The sequence below is a fragment of the Mycolicibacterium wolinskyi str. Jessa 2025 genome, assembly GCF_049241375.1.
Lineage (GTDB): Bacteria > Actinomycetota > Actinomycetes > Mycobacteriales > Mycobacteriaceae > Mycobacterium > Mycobacterium wolinskyi.
The window spans coordinates 4,233,583-4,247,459 of sequence record NZ_CP185960.1 but is presented as its reverse complement, the minus strand read 5'-3'; the positions used below and the strand labels follow the sequence as shown (position 1 = coordinate 4,247,459).

Below are 13,877 nucleotides of genomic sequence, written 5' to 3'. Positions count from 1 at the left end.
ACACGCGCGTTCATGGCTTGAGCTGCTTTCCGAACTTGAATTGCCATGCGAGCCATCCACTGAGTGCCACGGCCGCCGCGACGACGATGGATAGTGCGACCGGTGCTGCCAGGTCGGCTTGCCCGACCATTCCATGACGCATCGCTTGTACCGCGTAGAACACCGGGTTGAAGTAGTTGAGTACGCGCCAGGCCGGAGCGAGGTCGTGTACTGAGTAGAAAACGCCACCCAGAAAGCACAACGGCTGCACCACCAGTGTCTGCATCGCGGCGACATGTTCCTGGGTTTTGGCGGTCAGGCCGGCTTGTAGCCCGGCTTGTGCCGCGAGAACCAAAACCGCGATCGCGGCTACGGTGAAGTATCCCGGGCGTGCCAAGTGGATTCCGGTGAGCAGCAGGCCCACGATCAGGATCGCCGCCGCGATCAGAGCCCCGCGCACCATTGAGCCGAGCAGCAGGGCAAGCTGCATCTCCCACCAGCGCAACGGACTGGCCAGCACGGCGTTGACGAATCGGTCTTTGCGCGCCTCGAAAAGCGAAGCGGTGCCTTGGATGTAGCCGGCGGTGACGACCGCCAGGACGACCAGGCCCGGCAGGATGAACTGGTCGTAGGTCAGCCCGCGCACGTCGTCGATACGACTGCCCAAGGCGACACCGAAGACGAACAGGAACAGCAGCGCGGCGAGCACCTGTCCGAGGATCGTGTAGTACCAAACCTTCAGATATCGGACTATCTCGCGCTCCAGCAGCCAGGTGAACGCCGGACGTTGCGCCTGATAGGCCCGGTCATACGGGGTGAGTGGGGTTGACACCAACCAGTTCTCACTCACTGTGCGCCTCGGCCGAGCGATGCCGACATCGCCCGGTTGTAGACCTCGGCCAGATCGTTGGCACCGAACTCCGCGCGCAGCCCTGCCGCGCTGTCGCGCGAGATCACCCGGCCCGCTCGGATCAGAGCAACTTCATCGCACAATGCCTCGGCTTCTTCCAGGTAGTGCGTGGTGAGCAGAATCGTGTGACCGATCCGGTGCAGATCCCTCATGTAACCCCACAAATCCGACCGCAGTTCCACGTCCACACCGGCGGTCGGCTCGTCGAGGATGAGCAGTCGCGGTCGGTGAATCAACGCCCGTGCCACCAAAAGTCGGCGCTGCATACCGCCGGACAGCGAATACGGGCGTTGACGCGCCTTGTCTGCCAGTCCGAGCAGCTCGAGCAGGTCGTGTGCGCGTCGGGTGGCCTCACGGCGTCCGAGCCCGTAGTAGCCGGCGTGGTAGATGAGAACTTCGATGTTGGTCAGGAAGCGGTCCAGGTTCACCTCTTGCTCGGCCAGGCCCACCAAGGCGCGTGCAGTGCGAGAGTCGTTCGGATGACCGAAGATCCGGATCTCGCCAGCGGTCGGACGCAGCAGGTTGCAGGTCGCCGAGATGAGTGTGGATTTGCCTGCACCGTTGGGGCCGAGCAGTCCGAAGAACGCGCCGTCGGGAATGTCCAGGTTCAGATCATGTAGCGCGGTGAACCCGGAACGATAAGTCTTGCGTAGGTTTCGGACTTCGAGAGCAGGTGACACAGAAGCAAACTACCCGCACCGGCGGGGACCTGTCGCATGGATATAGCCCGAACTACAAATCTCGATGATCGAAACCCGTGGCAACGAATAGTTAAGCCACAGCACACTATTCCCGTAGTCGAACCTGGTTGATCTGCGGTCGGTCCGGACTCAGACTCGTGCCGAAGCATCACGACTCCTAAGGACCGCCGATGACGACAGTCGAAACAGCCACCATCACCGCCGACGAACTGCACGATCTGGTTGGTGGGGAAGCCGAGTACGCGCTTCTCGACGTCAGGGAACCGGCTGTGACTGCCGCGCAGGGCTCGATACTTCTCGCGGTGTCGGTTCCGTTGAGTGTGCTGGAGCTGCGGGTGCACACACGGATTCCGCGATTGTCGACGCCGGTGATCGTGTACGACGGGGGCGATGATCATCTTGCCGACCGTGCCGCGGGACGGCTGGCCCAGTTGGGTTATACCGATGTCCGCGTCCTCGACGGCGGACTCCGGGCCTGGGCCGCTTCCGGCCACAAGGTGCAGTCCGGAGGTGACCATGTCATCGGGCAGGCCTTTGGCGAGTGGATCGAACACGTCTATCAGACACCGCATATCACGGTCGCCGAGTTCCGTGAACGCGTCGCGGCGGGGGAGGATGTCGTGCTGCTCGACAGCAGGCCGATCGGCGAGTTCGAGAACCACAGCCTGCCGGGGGGCGTCTCCATCCCCGGCGCCGAGCTGGTTTACCGGGCTGCTGAGGTGGTGAAGTCTCCCGATTCGTTGGTGGTGGTCAACTGCGCGGGCCGCACCCGCAGCATCCTCGGGGCACAGGCGCTGATCAACGCCGGGTTGCCCAACCGGGTCGTCTCACTCGAAGGGGGTACCCAGTCCTGGGTGCTGGAGGGCCACCAGCTTGATCACGGTGCCTCCGTGGCGGTTCCCGCTCCGGGCGATGGGGCCGCTGAACCAGCCAAGCAGGCGGCGGCCCGATTCGCCGAACGGTTCGACATCAAGCGCATCGACAAGGGCACCCTGCAGCAGTTCCGGGACGAGGCCGATACGCGGTCGTTGTACGTGCTGGACGTGCGCACACCGGAGGAGTTCGACGCGGGCCATCTCGCGGGTTCGCGTTCGGCTCCCAGTTGGGACGTGGCGCCGTGGACGTTCCGTCATGTCGGGACCCACAATGCCCGCATCGTGTTGGTCGACAACGACACCGTACGCGCGACCGTCGCGGCCTCCTGGATCACCCAGATCGGATGGGGTGACGTGTTCGTGCTGGACAACGCCTTCGACAATGAGCCGCTCGAAACCGGTCTGTTACCAATTGCTTTCGACATTCCGCAGGACGGCTACCGCGTGATCGATGCCGCGGCGCTCGACGCTGCCCTCGGCGATTCCGCCGTCGTCGACCTGTCCTTGAGTCCGGCTTACCGCGCAGGCCACATCCCCGGTGCGCATTTCGCGATCCGGGCACGGTTGGCCGCTGCGGACATCCCGGGCACCGGGCCGATCGTGCTGACCTCCGAGGACGCGGTGCTGGCGCGATTCGCCGCCGCGGACCTGGCGGCCGAAACCGACCGCGATGTGGCGGTCCTCGATGGCGGTACGCAGGCCTGGCGGGCCGCTGGGCTGCCGCTGGAGTCCAGAACCGAGAGCTGGCTGCACGACGCCGACGACGTCGTGCCGTCGGGTTGGCGCGAAACCGACCCGGAGCGACGCAAGGCCGGTTTCCGCCGCTACCTGTCCTGGGAGCTGGGGTTGGTCGCCGAACTCGAGCAGGACGACACCGTGCCGTTCCGGAAGTTCGACTGACGTGCGTAATCCTAGGCGCGTATTGGCAGCGGCCCTCCTGGCTGCGGTGACGGTGATTACCGGCGCGTGTGGCGGTGGTGGGACCGTTGCCGGCAAGAGCGCCGAACTGAAATGGGCCATTGGCATACCGACCAGCTGGGATCCGGTTACCTCGCAAATCGGCTGGGACATCTTCGGTTTGCCGCTGGCCTACGAGGGCCTCACGGAGATCGACCAGGATGGCAAACCCAAACCCGGCCTGGCGGAACGTTGGGAGTACAACGCCGACGGCACGCAGGTGACATTCCATCTGCGGCCTGGCCTGAAGTTCAGCGATGGCACGACGGTCAACGCCGAGGCGGTGAAGTTTCACTTCGACCGTGCAAAGACCCAGAAGAACTCCCGGTCCAAGGATCTGATCGAGACAATCCAGTCCGTCGACGTCGTCGACGACCTCTCCGCCCGTTTCAATCTGGCGCAGACCGACTACCAGGTGCCACTGCTCGTCGCGGGCCGTCCGGGGCTGATCGCGAGTAAGCAAGCGGCCGGCAGTGATCCGGCAGCACTCGACACCAAACCTGTCGGCGCGGGGCCGTTCGTGCTCCAGGAGTTCATCCGAGACGACCACGCAACCCTGGTGAAGAACCCCGATTACTGGAACGCCGACGCGATCAAGATCGACAAAGTGACGATCTACGAGAAGCCCGACCAGGCAACCGTCGTGGCATCGGTGCAGACCGGGGTCTACAACGTCGCCTACGCACTACCCGCCGCTGCCAAGAACGCCGAATCGCAGGGACTGCCGGTCGAGTACACCCAGACCGGCCAGGTGTACGGGGTGATCGTCAACAACAACAAGGCTCCGTTCACCGATCCGAAGGTGGTAGAGGCCCTGCGGTACGCCTTCGATCGGCAGGAATTCGTCGACAAGAGCACCTTGGACACCGGCCAGGTCACGAATCAGCCGTTCCCCCTGCGGTACCCGCAGAACGACAACGGCTTCGCAGAAGCTTGGCCCTATGATCCGGAGAAATCCAAACAGCTTCTGGCCGAAGCCGGTTATGCTCCCGGCGAGGTCAAGGTGCAGCTGTACAGCCAGGACGCAGGCGGCGTCCCTGAGCTCCTGCAGGACCAGCTCGCGAAGGCGGGATTCGACACCACCATCAAGATGATCACCTCGGCGGAGAGCAACCAACTGGTCCTCGTGAAGCGAGAGCCCGCGCTCGCACTGAACACCTCGACGGGGCGTGAATCGCCAGTACAGGCTCTGTTGTCCTTCTACGGTCCGGCCGGACTGATGAATCTCAGCGCGCCCTATGCCACGCCTCGCTTCGAGGACGCTCTTGACCGGTTGCGCAGCACCCCGCTGGACGCACCGGATTACGACACCGTGCTCAAGCAGACGGTGCGGATCGCGGCCGAAGAATCGCCGCACAACTACCTGTTCGACATCCCGTGGACGTTCATCAAATCCGACGGGGTGTCCGCGCTCGACGCGCGGCAGGGGCAGATCCGCTGGGAGGGCGTGACGATTCAGTGATTGGAGCTAGCCGCTGGCTGATGCGGCCGGTCCGGCTGCTGGCCATCGCTGTCGTGGTGTTCCTGTTGGCCAGCATCGTCACCTACGCGCTCGGGGTGGTCAGTGGCATCAGCCCGGCCGCGTTCGTCGCCGGCGACGACGCGACAGCCGAGGACCTGGCCCGGATCAGTCACGAATGGGGGCTGGACCGCCCGATCGTCGTGCAGTACTTCGACTGGTTGACCGGTCTATTCCGCGGTGACCTCGGAACGTCATGGTCGAACGGGCAGTCCGTGTCAGAACTGCTGGCGCAGAAGGCGCCGATCAGCCTGAGCGTGGCGCTGCTGGCCCTGGCGATCGGCATCGTCGGTGGCGTGGGGCTCGGTGTCGTGGCCGCGTTTCGTCAGCACGGCGCCGTCGACCGCGCCATCACCTGGGTGGCCTCGGTCGGCACCGCGGTTCCGGCGTTCGCGATCGGCGTGCTGCTTATCCTGGTGTTCGCTGTCGGATTCAAGTGGTTCCCCGCCGGGGGATACGTTGCCTTCCAGGACGATCCCGGCCAATGGTTGTGGACCATCACCCTGCCTGCGCTCGCATTGAGCTTCGACACCATCGGCGATCTGGCGAGGCAGGTGCGTACCGGCCTGATCGGTGCGCTGGACGGCAACTACGTGACCGGGGCGATCCTGCAGGGCTTCTCGCGCCGCCGGATCGTCTTCGGTCAGGTGTTCCGCAACGGGATCGGCCCGGCACTGAGCATCCTAGGATTGAAATTCCCCACATTGCTGGGCGGGGCGGTCATCACCGAATCGGTGTTCTCCATGGCCGGTTACGGTGCCTACACGGCCAAGGCTGCTCAGGGCGGCGATCTGCCGGTGGTCCAAGGCGCCCTGATCATTTCAATCGTGGTGGTGCTCGTGTTCAACACCCTGGTGAACATGCTGCTTGATCGGTTCTCCCCGGATCGACGGGGAACGTTATGACGTGGCGCGCCGCGCTTCGCCGGGCAGACCGCACTCTTGGCGTGTTCGGCTGGACCAGTGTGGGTATCTGTGCAGCAGTGCTGGTCCTGGCGATCTTCGGGCCTGCGTTGGCACCACACGATCCGCTCGCGCTGGCCGACGACATTCTGGCAGGCCCGTCTGCCCAACATCTGTTGGGCACCGACTATCTCGGACGTGATGTGCTGAGCCGAATCCTGTACGGGTCGCGACTGTCGGTGTTTTCCGCACTCGAGGTCGCCGTTGTCGCGTTCCTCGTGGGCGTACCCGCCGCGGTACTCTCCGTGTACTCGCATCGGGCGGTCGAGTGGATCAGCCTGCGCGTGATCGACACGCTCATCGTGGTTCCGTTCCTGGTGTTCGCGGTGGCGGTGACCCAGTTGGTCGGCAATGGCCTGCATCAGGCGATGATCGTCGTCGGCGTCCTGACCGCACCCCTGTTCTACCGGGTGACGCGGGCAGCCTGCCTGGTGGTCGGCCAGGCGGACTACGTCCAAAGCGCAAGGCTTTACGGTGCGTCCACGGGCTATCTGGTTCGAGCGCACATCCTGCCGAAGATCATCCAACCGGTACTGATCGCGGGCGCCAACACCGTCGCGACCGGTCTGATCATTGTGTCGAGCTTGACGTTCCTCGGGATCGGCATCGTTCCACCGGCGCCGACCTGGGGCGGTGCGATTTCCAGCGACCTGGGGTATCTGGGCCAGCGGCCGTATTCGCCGATCGTGCCGACGATCCTGATTGCGGCGACCGTCGTCGCGCTCAACGGGCTCGCCGATATCGCCCGTCAGCCCGGCGGCCGGGGGCAGGTGTCGAGCGGGCTGCATCTGATGCGGGCCCGGGGCAGTGTGCGGCTGGCAACGAAAGAAGAGGTGGCGCATGGCTGATCCGCTGCTGTCTGTCAACGGACTGGCCGTGACCACGGTCGGCGGCGAGCCGGTCGTGTCCGACATCGGATTCAGCGTGGGTCCCGGTCAGATCGTTGGAGTGGTCGGGGAATCGGGCAGCGGAAAATCGGTGACCTGCAAGGCTATTCTCGGCCTTCTGCCGCAAGGTCTGCAGATCGGCGCGGGCGACATCAACCTGGCCGGACACCACGTCCTGACGTACGGTTTCGACGAGTGGCGCTCGCTGCGCGGCAGCTTGATCGCGGCGGTATTCCAGGACCCCGGATCGTATCTGAACCCGAGTGTGCCAGTTGGCAGGCAACTGGCGACCGCGCTGCGGGTGCGCTATGGGTTGCGTCGGCGCGAAGCGGCTGCCCGTGCGCAGGAACTGCTGACCGAACTGGGCCTGGGGCCTGAGTCGGGGGCGGCGGCGAAACTGCCCCGCGAGCTTTCGGGCGGCATGCTGCAACGGTCGGTGCTGGCCATCGCGCTGTCGGGGCGGCCGGCGTTGCTGATCGCCGATGAAGTGACGACCGCGCTCGACGTGTCCGTGCAGTCCGAGGTGCTGCAGGTGTTGTCCGCGCGGCGCGACGCGACCGGGATGAGTGTCGTGTTCGTCTCACACGATCTGGCTGTCGTGAGCTCGATCTGCGACACCGTACTGGTCATGCGGGACGGCGGCATCGTCGAATCCGGTGCGACGGCAGCCGTTCTGCGAAATCCGCAGCACCCCTACACCCGACTGCTGATCGATGAGCACCGACGGTACGGGATCGAGCGCTACACCACCTCCGAGGACGCCGATGAGCCGCGTTACGCCACTGCTTGAAATCTCCGACCTGGAGGTGAGTTACGGCCGGGACAACGTGTTGAACGGGATCGGGCTGCGGATCGGACCGGCCGAGATCGTCGGTCTCATCGGTGAGACCGGATCGGGGAAAACCACACTGTGCCGCGCCATCCTCGGATTCGCCAAGGCACGCGGCGGCGCGGTGCGATTCGATGGGGTCGAGATCAGTGCGCTGGCCGGTCGCCGATTGCGGAAGTTCCGCTCGAGCGGGGCAATTCAGTACGTCTATCAGGACCCGCTCGCCAGTCTCGACCCGGACTGGACGGTCGGTCGATCTGTGGTCGAACCACTCGTGCTGGGTGCGCCGATACCTACCGGAACCAGCCGCCGGGAACGAGCCGAGCAGGCATTCACCGAAGTCGGGCTCGACATCGCACTGCTCGGACGGAAACCCGCGGAGTTGTCCGGCGGCCAGCGCCAGCGAGCGGTTATCGCCCGTGCCCTGACCACCCGGCCGCGGTTACTGTTGTGCGACGAGCCCGTGAGCGCGCTCGACGCGAGCAACCGCATCCTCGTACTCGAACTGTTCACGGTCCTGCGTGAACAGTACGATATGTCGATCGTGTTCGTATCTCACGATATTGGATCGATCGCCGGTACCTGTGATCGCCTGGCTGTGCTGCACGACGGGGTGATCGTCGAAGACGGTCCAGCTCGAGATGTCGTCCGGTCCCCGTCAAGTGCCTATGCGCGCAGGCTGATCGCCGACGTGCCAGCGCTGCGGTAGTTAAGTCCTCGGTGAACAGTTCTCGTAGACCGAGACCGTTGTTCAGTGTGGTGACGGCGTCGACTGTGATCGCATGACGATCGACATTCCAGTCCGCAACGACTCGGCGCCAGTCGTATTCGGATCACCAGCCCTGTATGAGCTCATCGAGCAGATCGGCGACGGCGTCATCGAGCGCGACGACCGTGACGAACCACCTTTTGCGAAGTTCGAGCTGATCCGTCAGGCTCGTTTGGGCGCGTTGCGGTTGCCTGTTGATGCCGGCGGTGGTGGTGCAAGCCTGCGTGAGCTTTTCGAGGTGGTCATCAGTCTTGGCGAGGCCGATCCCAATGTGGCGCACAGCCTTCGCAATCACTTCGGCACGGTAGAGAACCTCATCCGGCGTCCGCGGGTCGAGGACGAGCGTTGGTTCGACCGCGTCCGCGCCGGCGATCTGTTCGGCGTGTCGGCAACGGAGCTCGGTACGGCCCAAGCCGGTAGTCCGGACTACCGGTATGCCACCGCTATCGCCGAGACGCCGGACGGATTGCGCCTGTCCGGCACGAAGTACTACAGCACGGGGAACCTGTACGTTGACTGGCTCGTGGTCGCAACCACCGACCAGCACGGCAAGACTGTGCGGTTCATCATTCCGGCCGACCGTGCGGGCGTCATCCTCGAGAATGACTGGGACGGTATCGGTCAACGGTTCACCGGCAGCGGGACAACACGTTTCGTCGACGTCGAGGTTTCCGACGACGATTTCTTCGCGCCAGGCGGTTTCGGTGGTGACCTACCGTACAAGGGCACGTTCCCGCAGCTCTACCTCACCTCGGTGATTGCGGGCATCCTGCGCCGTGTCGTCCGCGACGCCGCAGAGCTGGTCCGGGCAAAACAGCGGACGTTCTATCACGCGGCCGCCGACAACCCGGTCGATGACCCGATCCTGCAGCAGAGCATCGGGCTTCTCTCCAGTCAGGCGTTTGCCGCGCAAGCGCTCGTGCTGTCGGCGGCCGAGGCTCTCGGCGCGGCCACCGACGCACATGACCGTCTCGACGCGGAAGAGGCGCTGTCGTTGGAGGCGACCTTACAGGCGGCGAAGGCCAAGGTCGTCGTCGACGAGCTGGCGAACCGCGCAGCATCGGAGCTGTTCGATGTCGGTGGTGGATCGGCCGTTCGCCGCAGCGCTCACCTCGATCGGCACTGGCGCAATATTCGCACCATCGCGGCCCACAACCCAAAGACGTATAAGGCGAAGGCCATTGGGGCACATGAGATTACCGGTGAGCCGTTGCCGCGCGGCGGGTTCTTCTGATGGCGCCGAGGCGTGAGTACCTGAACCTGGTGTTGTTCGATCGGCCGAACGGTTGGTCAGACAAACAGCGGGCGTACGGTTCGTCGCCTGGTTCGGCCTTCGCCCGGATCGTGGATTACGCCCAGCAGGCTGAGCGCGCGAAGATCGACGCGTTCTTCAAGGCTGATTTCCTCGGGTTCAACAAGAACAACATCATCAATGATCCAAGCCTGCTCGGTGAACCGCTTGCGGTCTCGGCGGCACTGGCCTCCGTCACCGAGCGGATCGGGTTGGTGGTCACGGCCTCCACGTCGTTCTTCGAGCCGTACAACGTCGCCCGCCAGATCGCGACCCTGCACAACGTCAGTGGCGGCAGGGCCGGTTGGAACGCCGTCACCTCGTTTAACGGCGAGGTGAATTTCGGTCCGGCCACGTTACTTCCACCGACCGAGCGCTACGCGCGCGCGGCCGAGTTCATCGACGTGGTGATCAAGCTGTGGGACAGCTGGGCCGTGGACGCGCTGTCGTTCACCGATGGCCAGGCGCCCGTCGTGGATCCTACGAAGATTCGTGACATCGAGCATGTCGGCGAGTACTACTCGGTCGAGCAGGCGCTCGACGTGTCGCGACTCGTCGAGGATCTGCCGGTCGTATTCCAGGCCGGAGCATCCGACGACGGTATCCGTTTCGCGGCAAGGTTCGGCGAGGCGGTCTTCGTGGCAACACCCGACCTGCCGCACGCCCGGACCTACTACGACAAGATCAAGGAACTGGTCGTGGCGGGCGGCCGTCATCCCGACTCGCTCAGAGTACTGCCAGGCATCCGCACCTATGTCGCCGACAGTGAGCAAGCGGCGCTCGATGAGTACCGGGAGGTGTTCTCCGAGCCGAACTTCTATGCCGACCGGTTGAAGTTCCTCAATCGCGAAGCGCCGTTCTTCGATTTCGACGGTCTCGATCTCGACGATGTCATTCCGGCAGAACGGATTCCTTCCCGGGAGACGCTTGCCACCAGTAACCGACGGGTCAGCCGCGGGTTGCTGTTGCACGACCTCGTCACCGAGGTGGACAACATCACACTGCGTCAGTTCCTCCAACGCATCCGTGGCAGTGGGCATTTGGATGTCATCGGCACACCCGAACAGGTCGCCGACGTGTTCGCGGAGTGGTTCACGTTGCGCGCCAGTGACGGGTTCACCCTCCACGGTGGCAATTCCTTCGACCGCTTGACCGACGAGGTGATCCCGCTACTACGGGACAAAGGTCTGGTGCGCAACGATTATGAAGGCCATACCCTGCGCGAGAACCTCGGGCTGGAGCCTTACCACGTCAGACTTGGTTGAGCGCGGTGGCGCCGATGGCCTCGAGGACGGCGTCGGTGTTGGGCGGGTGAAGTGAACCCGTCCGCACGTCGCGGAACAGACGCTCGAGTTCGTGGCGCTTGGACACGGACGCAGCACCGACCACCTGCACGGCGATGTCGACGACCTCCCTGGCGGTCGCGGTGACGAACTCTTTCGCGGCCAGCGCGCGCAACGGCGCCCACGTACCTTGTACATCGTCGGGATCGCTCACCGACTCCACGAACGCCGCGGCGGCTTCGAGTTTGATCTCGGCCTGCGCAACCTGGCGCTGCACTGCCGGTTTCTGGGCATGTCGGGAAATATCCTCTCGCAGTGAGGTTCTCGCCTGCGCACCCAGTATCGCCAGATCGAGCGCGCGACGTGCGATGCCCAGGTAGACATTCGACAACAGCGGCAGATACCAGGCCAGCAGCAGTCCGATGTAGTCGGGGTAGACCGGTCCCACCGGGTGTACGGCGACGGTCTTGTGGGCCGCGGCACGCGCATCGTCGAACACGGTGTCGTGGCTGGCGGTTGCGCGTACACCCAGTGCATTCCAGGTCTCCTCGACGTGGACGCCGGGGTCGTCGCGGTTGACGAAGGTATGCACGATGACCGGGTTGTCGGGATCGGAGTCGTCACGGGCATGAATTCCGATCTGGTTCCATACCGGCGACAACGAGGTGAACACCTTGCGGCCGGTGATGAGGTAGCTACCGTCCGCCTGTGGGACCGCGCGGACTTGGGCGTCGTCGAGGCCGACATCGTTACCAGGCTCGCCGTGGCCGGCGGCGAAGATCTGTCCTGCGGCGATGTCGGCAAGCAGCCATTCCACGTCCGCGACGCCACGCGCTGTCGCGGTGGTTGCGGACCCCGCCCAGTACAGATGCATGTTGACGGCAAGGGCCGTGGCCGGCGCCCAGTACGCGAGCCGGCGTTGCTCGCGGGCCACGTCCCGCAGCGTCAGCGCAGACCCGCCGAACTGCTCAGGTAGCGGAGCCTTGAGATAGCCGACCTTGGTCAGCTCGGCGAAATCTTCGGAGAAAAAGACGTTCTCGGCGTCGTAGCGCGCCGCGCGGGTGTGGAACCGGCGGTAGTCCTCGCCGGTGAAGAAGCGACTCCGGAAGTCGTCGGCCAGCGGGCTCGTACCGCTGACCACGATGGGCTCCGCCGCGGGGTGGTCGGTGCTCGGCGCAACGGTATGCGGGTCGGTGACGGTCATAGTTTCGATGATGTCGACACCCGGCGTGGGCGCCAGGTTTGCGGTCGCACAGATTGTTAGTTGGGTGGGTGGGTGGGCCACGGCCGAAGCCGCTGCGCAGTGTGAGCTCGCAGCGTCGATGCGCTGCCTGCGCTGCCGCTCCCGATAATTATGTCCAGCCTGATACCGGCAGGCGGTTCATCGATTGTCCAATTCCGGCAGGACCCTCTGACAGTGGCTGCAGTGGCCGAAATCCTATGGTCAGAGCACAGTTCGGAAGATCGGCGCACGGTGGATTTAAGGGCTATCCGGGCTGCGAAGCGTTGTTAGTTTCGAGCGGTCTGCGACAAAGACAGGAGGTCGACATGTCACATCCGACGAACAGTGACGACGGTCTTTCGGTCATCACGTCCGCCGTAACCGATCGGAGCTCACGCGGGATCGCCAGCGCTGTTGAGCATCTCATCCGGAATGGCGCACTGCCACAAGGCATACGCCTGGCCACGGTTCGCCGGATCGCTCGAGCACTTGAGGTCAGCCCGGCGACGGTGTCGATCGCGTGGACCGAATTGCGCCATGGTGGCTGGCTTCACACCGACCGGCGCCGCGGCACCTTGGTCAACACCCTCTCGGCCGGATGTGAGCGTCCCTGGTCGGACTACCCGTTCGACGAGCACCTGCCGGACCCGCTGCTGTTGCCATCGATCGATGATGCGTTCGCCGCGGCCGCTGCGTCCCGGCGAGCCGATCATGACACTGAAGCGGTCGAGCCCGTACTTCTCGCCGCGGTCACCGCAACTTGGCCCTTCCCAGCGCCGAGGTATACCGTCGCCAACGGCGGTTACGAGGGCACGCTTCTGACGTTGCGAGCGACGGTGCGACCTGGCGGTGCGGTCGCCGTCGAATCGCCGACAGCACCCCGTATCCTCGAAACACTGCGGGCGGTGCGCGCGACCGCCATCCCCGTGCGGGGCGACGCGCACGGTCCCCGGCCGGAGGCGTTGCAGCAGGCGTTGTTCAGCCGACCCGACGCCGTCCTCTATCAGCCACGGTCCCAGGTGCCGACCGGGTCCGCGCTCACCCGCGACCGTATCGGCGAACTAGCGGCGGTTCTTGCCTCCGCTCCTGAGGCGGTAACGGTCATCGAGGACGACAACATCGGGCCCGCCAGCAGCCAGCCCGCCCGGACTCTGGCCGGCAGTCATCCGCATCGCCATGTCCTCATCCGCTCCTATTGCAAGGCCTACGGCATCGATATTCGGACGTGCGTCATCTCAGGACCAGAGGAAGTCGTCGCACGCATCGACCGCATCCGCAGCCTCGGCATGCTGGCCACCAGTCGCATGTTGCAAGGCGCCCTGGCTCACCTCATCGGCGACGAGAACACCGAACGACAACTGCGTATAGCTCGCAGGCGTCACCGTGACCGCCGAAGCATGTTGGCAGAGGAACTACGCGAGCACGGCGTGGACGCTCGAGGTGGGGGAGATGGACTGGCGCTGTGGATCCCGGTCCACGACGAACGACATGCGCGCCGTGAACTCGCCGATCACGGCATCAGGAGCGGATCCGGTGCTGCGTGCGGCCCTGGCAGGGACGCACAGCCACACATCTGGATCGGCACGGGCCAACTGCCCGATGCCCCAGCACGTAACGCCGAACTCGCGGCGCTGCTGGCCGCCGCTGCGCACGGTCGGGGAAACCGACTGGCCACGGCCAACTGAGTAGAGGA

At 64.6% G+C, this 13,877-nt stretch carries 12 protein-coding genes; 9 read left to right on the top strand and 3 right to left on the bottom strand.

What is annotated here, in order from left to right:
* Positions 1 to 10: 10 nt before the first annotated feature.
* Together ACOI2T_RS20840 and ACOI2T_RS20835 are read right to left on the bottom strand one after the other, a co-directional pair.
* Positions 11 to 811: an ABC transporter permease gene (locus ACOI2T_RS20840; RefSeq protein WP_409505586.1), complete on the bottom strand. Its 801-nt coding sequence runs from the start codon at positions 809 to 811 to the stop codon at positions 11 to 13.
* Positions 812 to 825: 14 nt separating this feature from the next.
* On the bottom strand, positions 826 to 1,569 hold the full coding sequence (locus tag ACOI2T_RS20835; protein WP_409505587.1) for an ABC transporter ATP-binding protein: 744 nt from the start codon (positions 1,567 to 1,569) through the stop codon (positions 826 to 828).
* A 191-nt stretch (positions 1,570 to 1,760) separates the two neighbouring features.
* Between ACOI2T_RS20835 and ACOI2T_RS20830 the strand changes: the two genes are divergently transcribed.
* The 8 genes from ACOI2T_RS20830 (at position 1,761) to ACOI2T_RS20795 (ending at position 10,944) form a co-directional block, all read left to right on the top strand.
* Positions 1,761 to 3,365, top strand: coding sequence for a rhodanese-like domain-containing protein (locus ACOI2T_RS20830; protein WP_409505588.1), 1,605 nt, complete (start codon positions 1,761 to 1,763; stop codon positions 3,363 to 3,365).
* Between the two features lie 22 nt (positions 3,366 to 3,387).
* On the top strand, positions 3,388 to 4,884 hold the full coding sequence (locus ACOI2T_RS20825) for an ABC transporter substrate-binding protein (protein ID WP_409505589.1): 1,497 nt from the start codon (positions 3,388 to 3,390) through the stop codon (positions 4,882 to 4,884).
* Positions 4,881 to 5,846: an ABC transporter permease gene (locus ACOI2T_RS20820; protein ID WP_409505590.1), complete on the top strand. Its 966-nt coding sequence runs from the start codon at positions 4,881 to 4,883 to the stop codon at positions 5,844 to 5,846. The genes ACOI2T_RS20825 and ACOI2T_RS20820 overlap by 4 nt, the downstream gene beginning before the upstream one ends.
* Positions 5,843 to 6,751 (top strand): ABC transporter permease, encoded by a 909-nt coding sequence (locus ACOI2T_RS20815; protein ID WP_409505591.1) that lies wholly within the window; start codon positions 5,843 to 5,845, stop codon positions 6,749 to 6,751. The genes ACOI2T_RS20820 and ACOI2T_RS20815 overlap by 4 nt, the downstream gene beginning before the upstream one ends.
* Complete coding sequence (locus tag ACOI2T_RS20810) at positions 6,744 to 7,580, top strand: ABC transporter ATP-binding protein (RefSeq protein WP_409505592.1); 837 nt, start codon at positions 6,744 to 6,746, stop codon at positions 7,578 to 7,580. Before ACOI2T_RS20815 ends, ACOI2T_RS20810 begins: the two co-directional genes overlap by 8 nt.
* Positions 7,555 to 8,328, top strand: a complete 774-nt coding sequence (locus tag ACOI2T_RS20805; RefSeq protein ID WP_409505593.1) for an ABC transporter ATP-binding protein — start codon at positions 7,555 to 7,557, stop codon at positions 8,326 to 8,328. The genes ACOI2T_RS20810 and ACOI2T_RS20805 overlap by 26 nt, the downstream gene beginning before the upstream one ends.
* Positions 8,329 to 8,401: 73 nt before the next feature.
* Positions 8,402 to 9,622: an acyl-CoA dehydrogenase family protein gene (locus ACOI2T_RS20800; RefSeq protein WP_409505594.1), complete on the top strand. Its 1,221-nt coding sequence runs from the start codon at positions 8,402 to 8,404 to the stop codon at positions 9,620 to 9,622.
* Positions 9,622 to 10,944: an NtaA/DmoA family FMN-dependent monooxygenase gene (locus ACOI2T_RS20795; protein WP_409505595.1), complete on the top strand. Its 1,323-nt coding sequence runs from the start codon at positions 9,622 to 9,624 to the stop codon at positions 10,942 to 10,944. Before ACOI2T_RS20800 ends, ACOI2T_RS20795 begins: the two co-directional genes overlap by 1 nt.
* On the opposite strand, the gene ACOI2T_RS20790 is transcribed toward ACOI2T_RS20795, so the two are convergent.
* A complete protein-coding gene (locus ACOI2T_RS20790) occupies positions 10,931 to 12,166 on the bottom strand; it encodes an acyl-CoA dehydrogenase family protein (RefSeq protein ID WP_409505596.1) in 1,236 nt (411 codons plus the stop codon). The genes ACOI2T_RS20795 and ACOI2T_RS20790 overlap by 14 nt on opposite strands.
* 344 nt (positions 12,167 to 12,510) lie before the next feature.
* On the opposite strand from ACOI2T_RS20790, the gene ACOI2T_RS20785 reads away from it, so the two are divergent.
* The gene (locus ACOI2T_RS20785; RefSeq protein WP_409505597.1) at positions 12,511 to 13,869 is read left to right on the top strand and encodes an aminotransferase class I/II-fold pyridoxal phosphate-dependent enzyme; all 1,359 of its coding nucleotides are present in this window, start codon (positions 12,511 to 12,513) and stop codon (positions 13,867 to 13,869) included.
* The last annotated feature ends 8 nt before the right edge of the window (positions 13,870 to 13,877 follow it).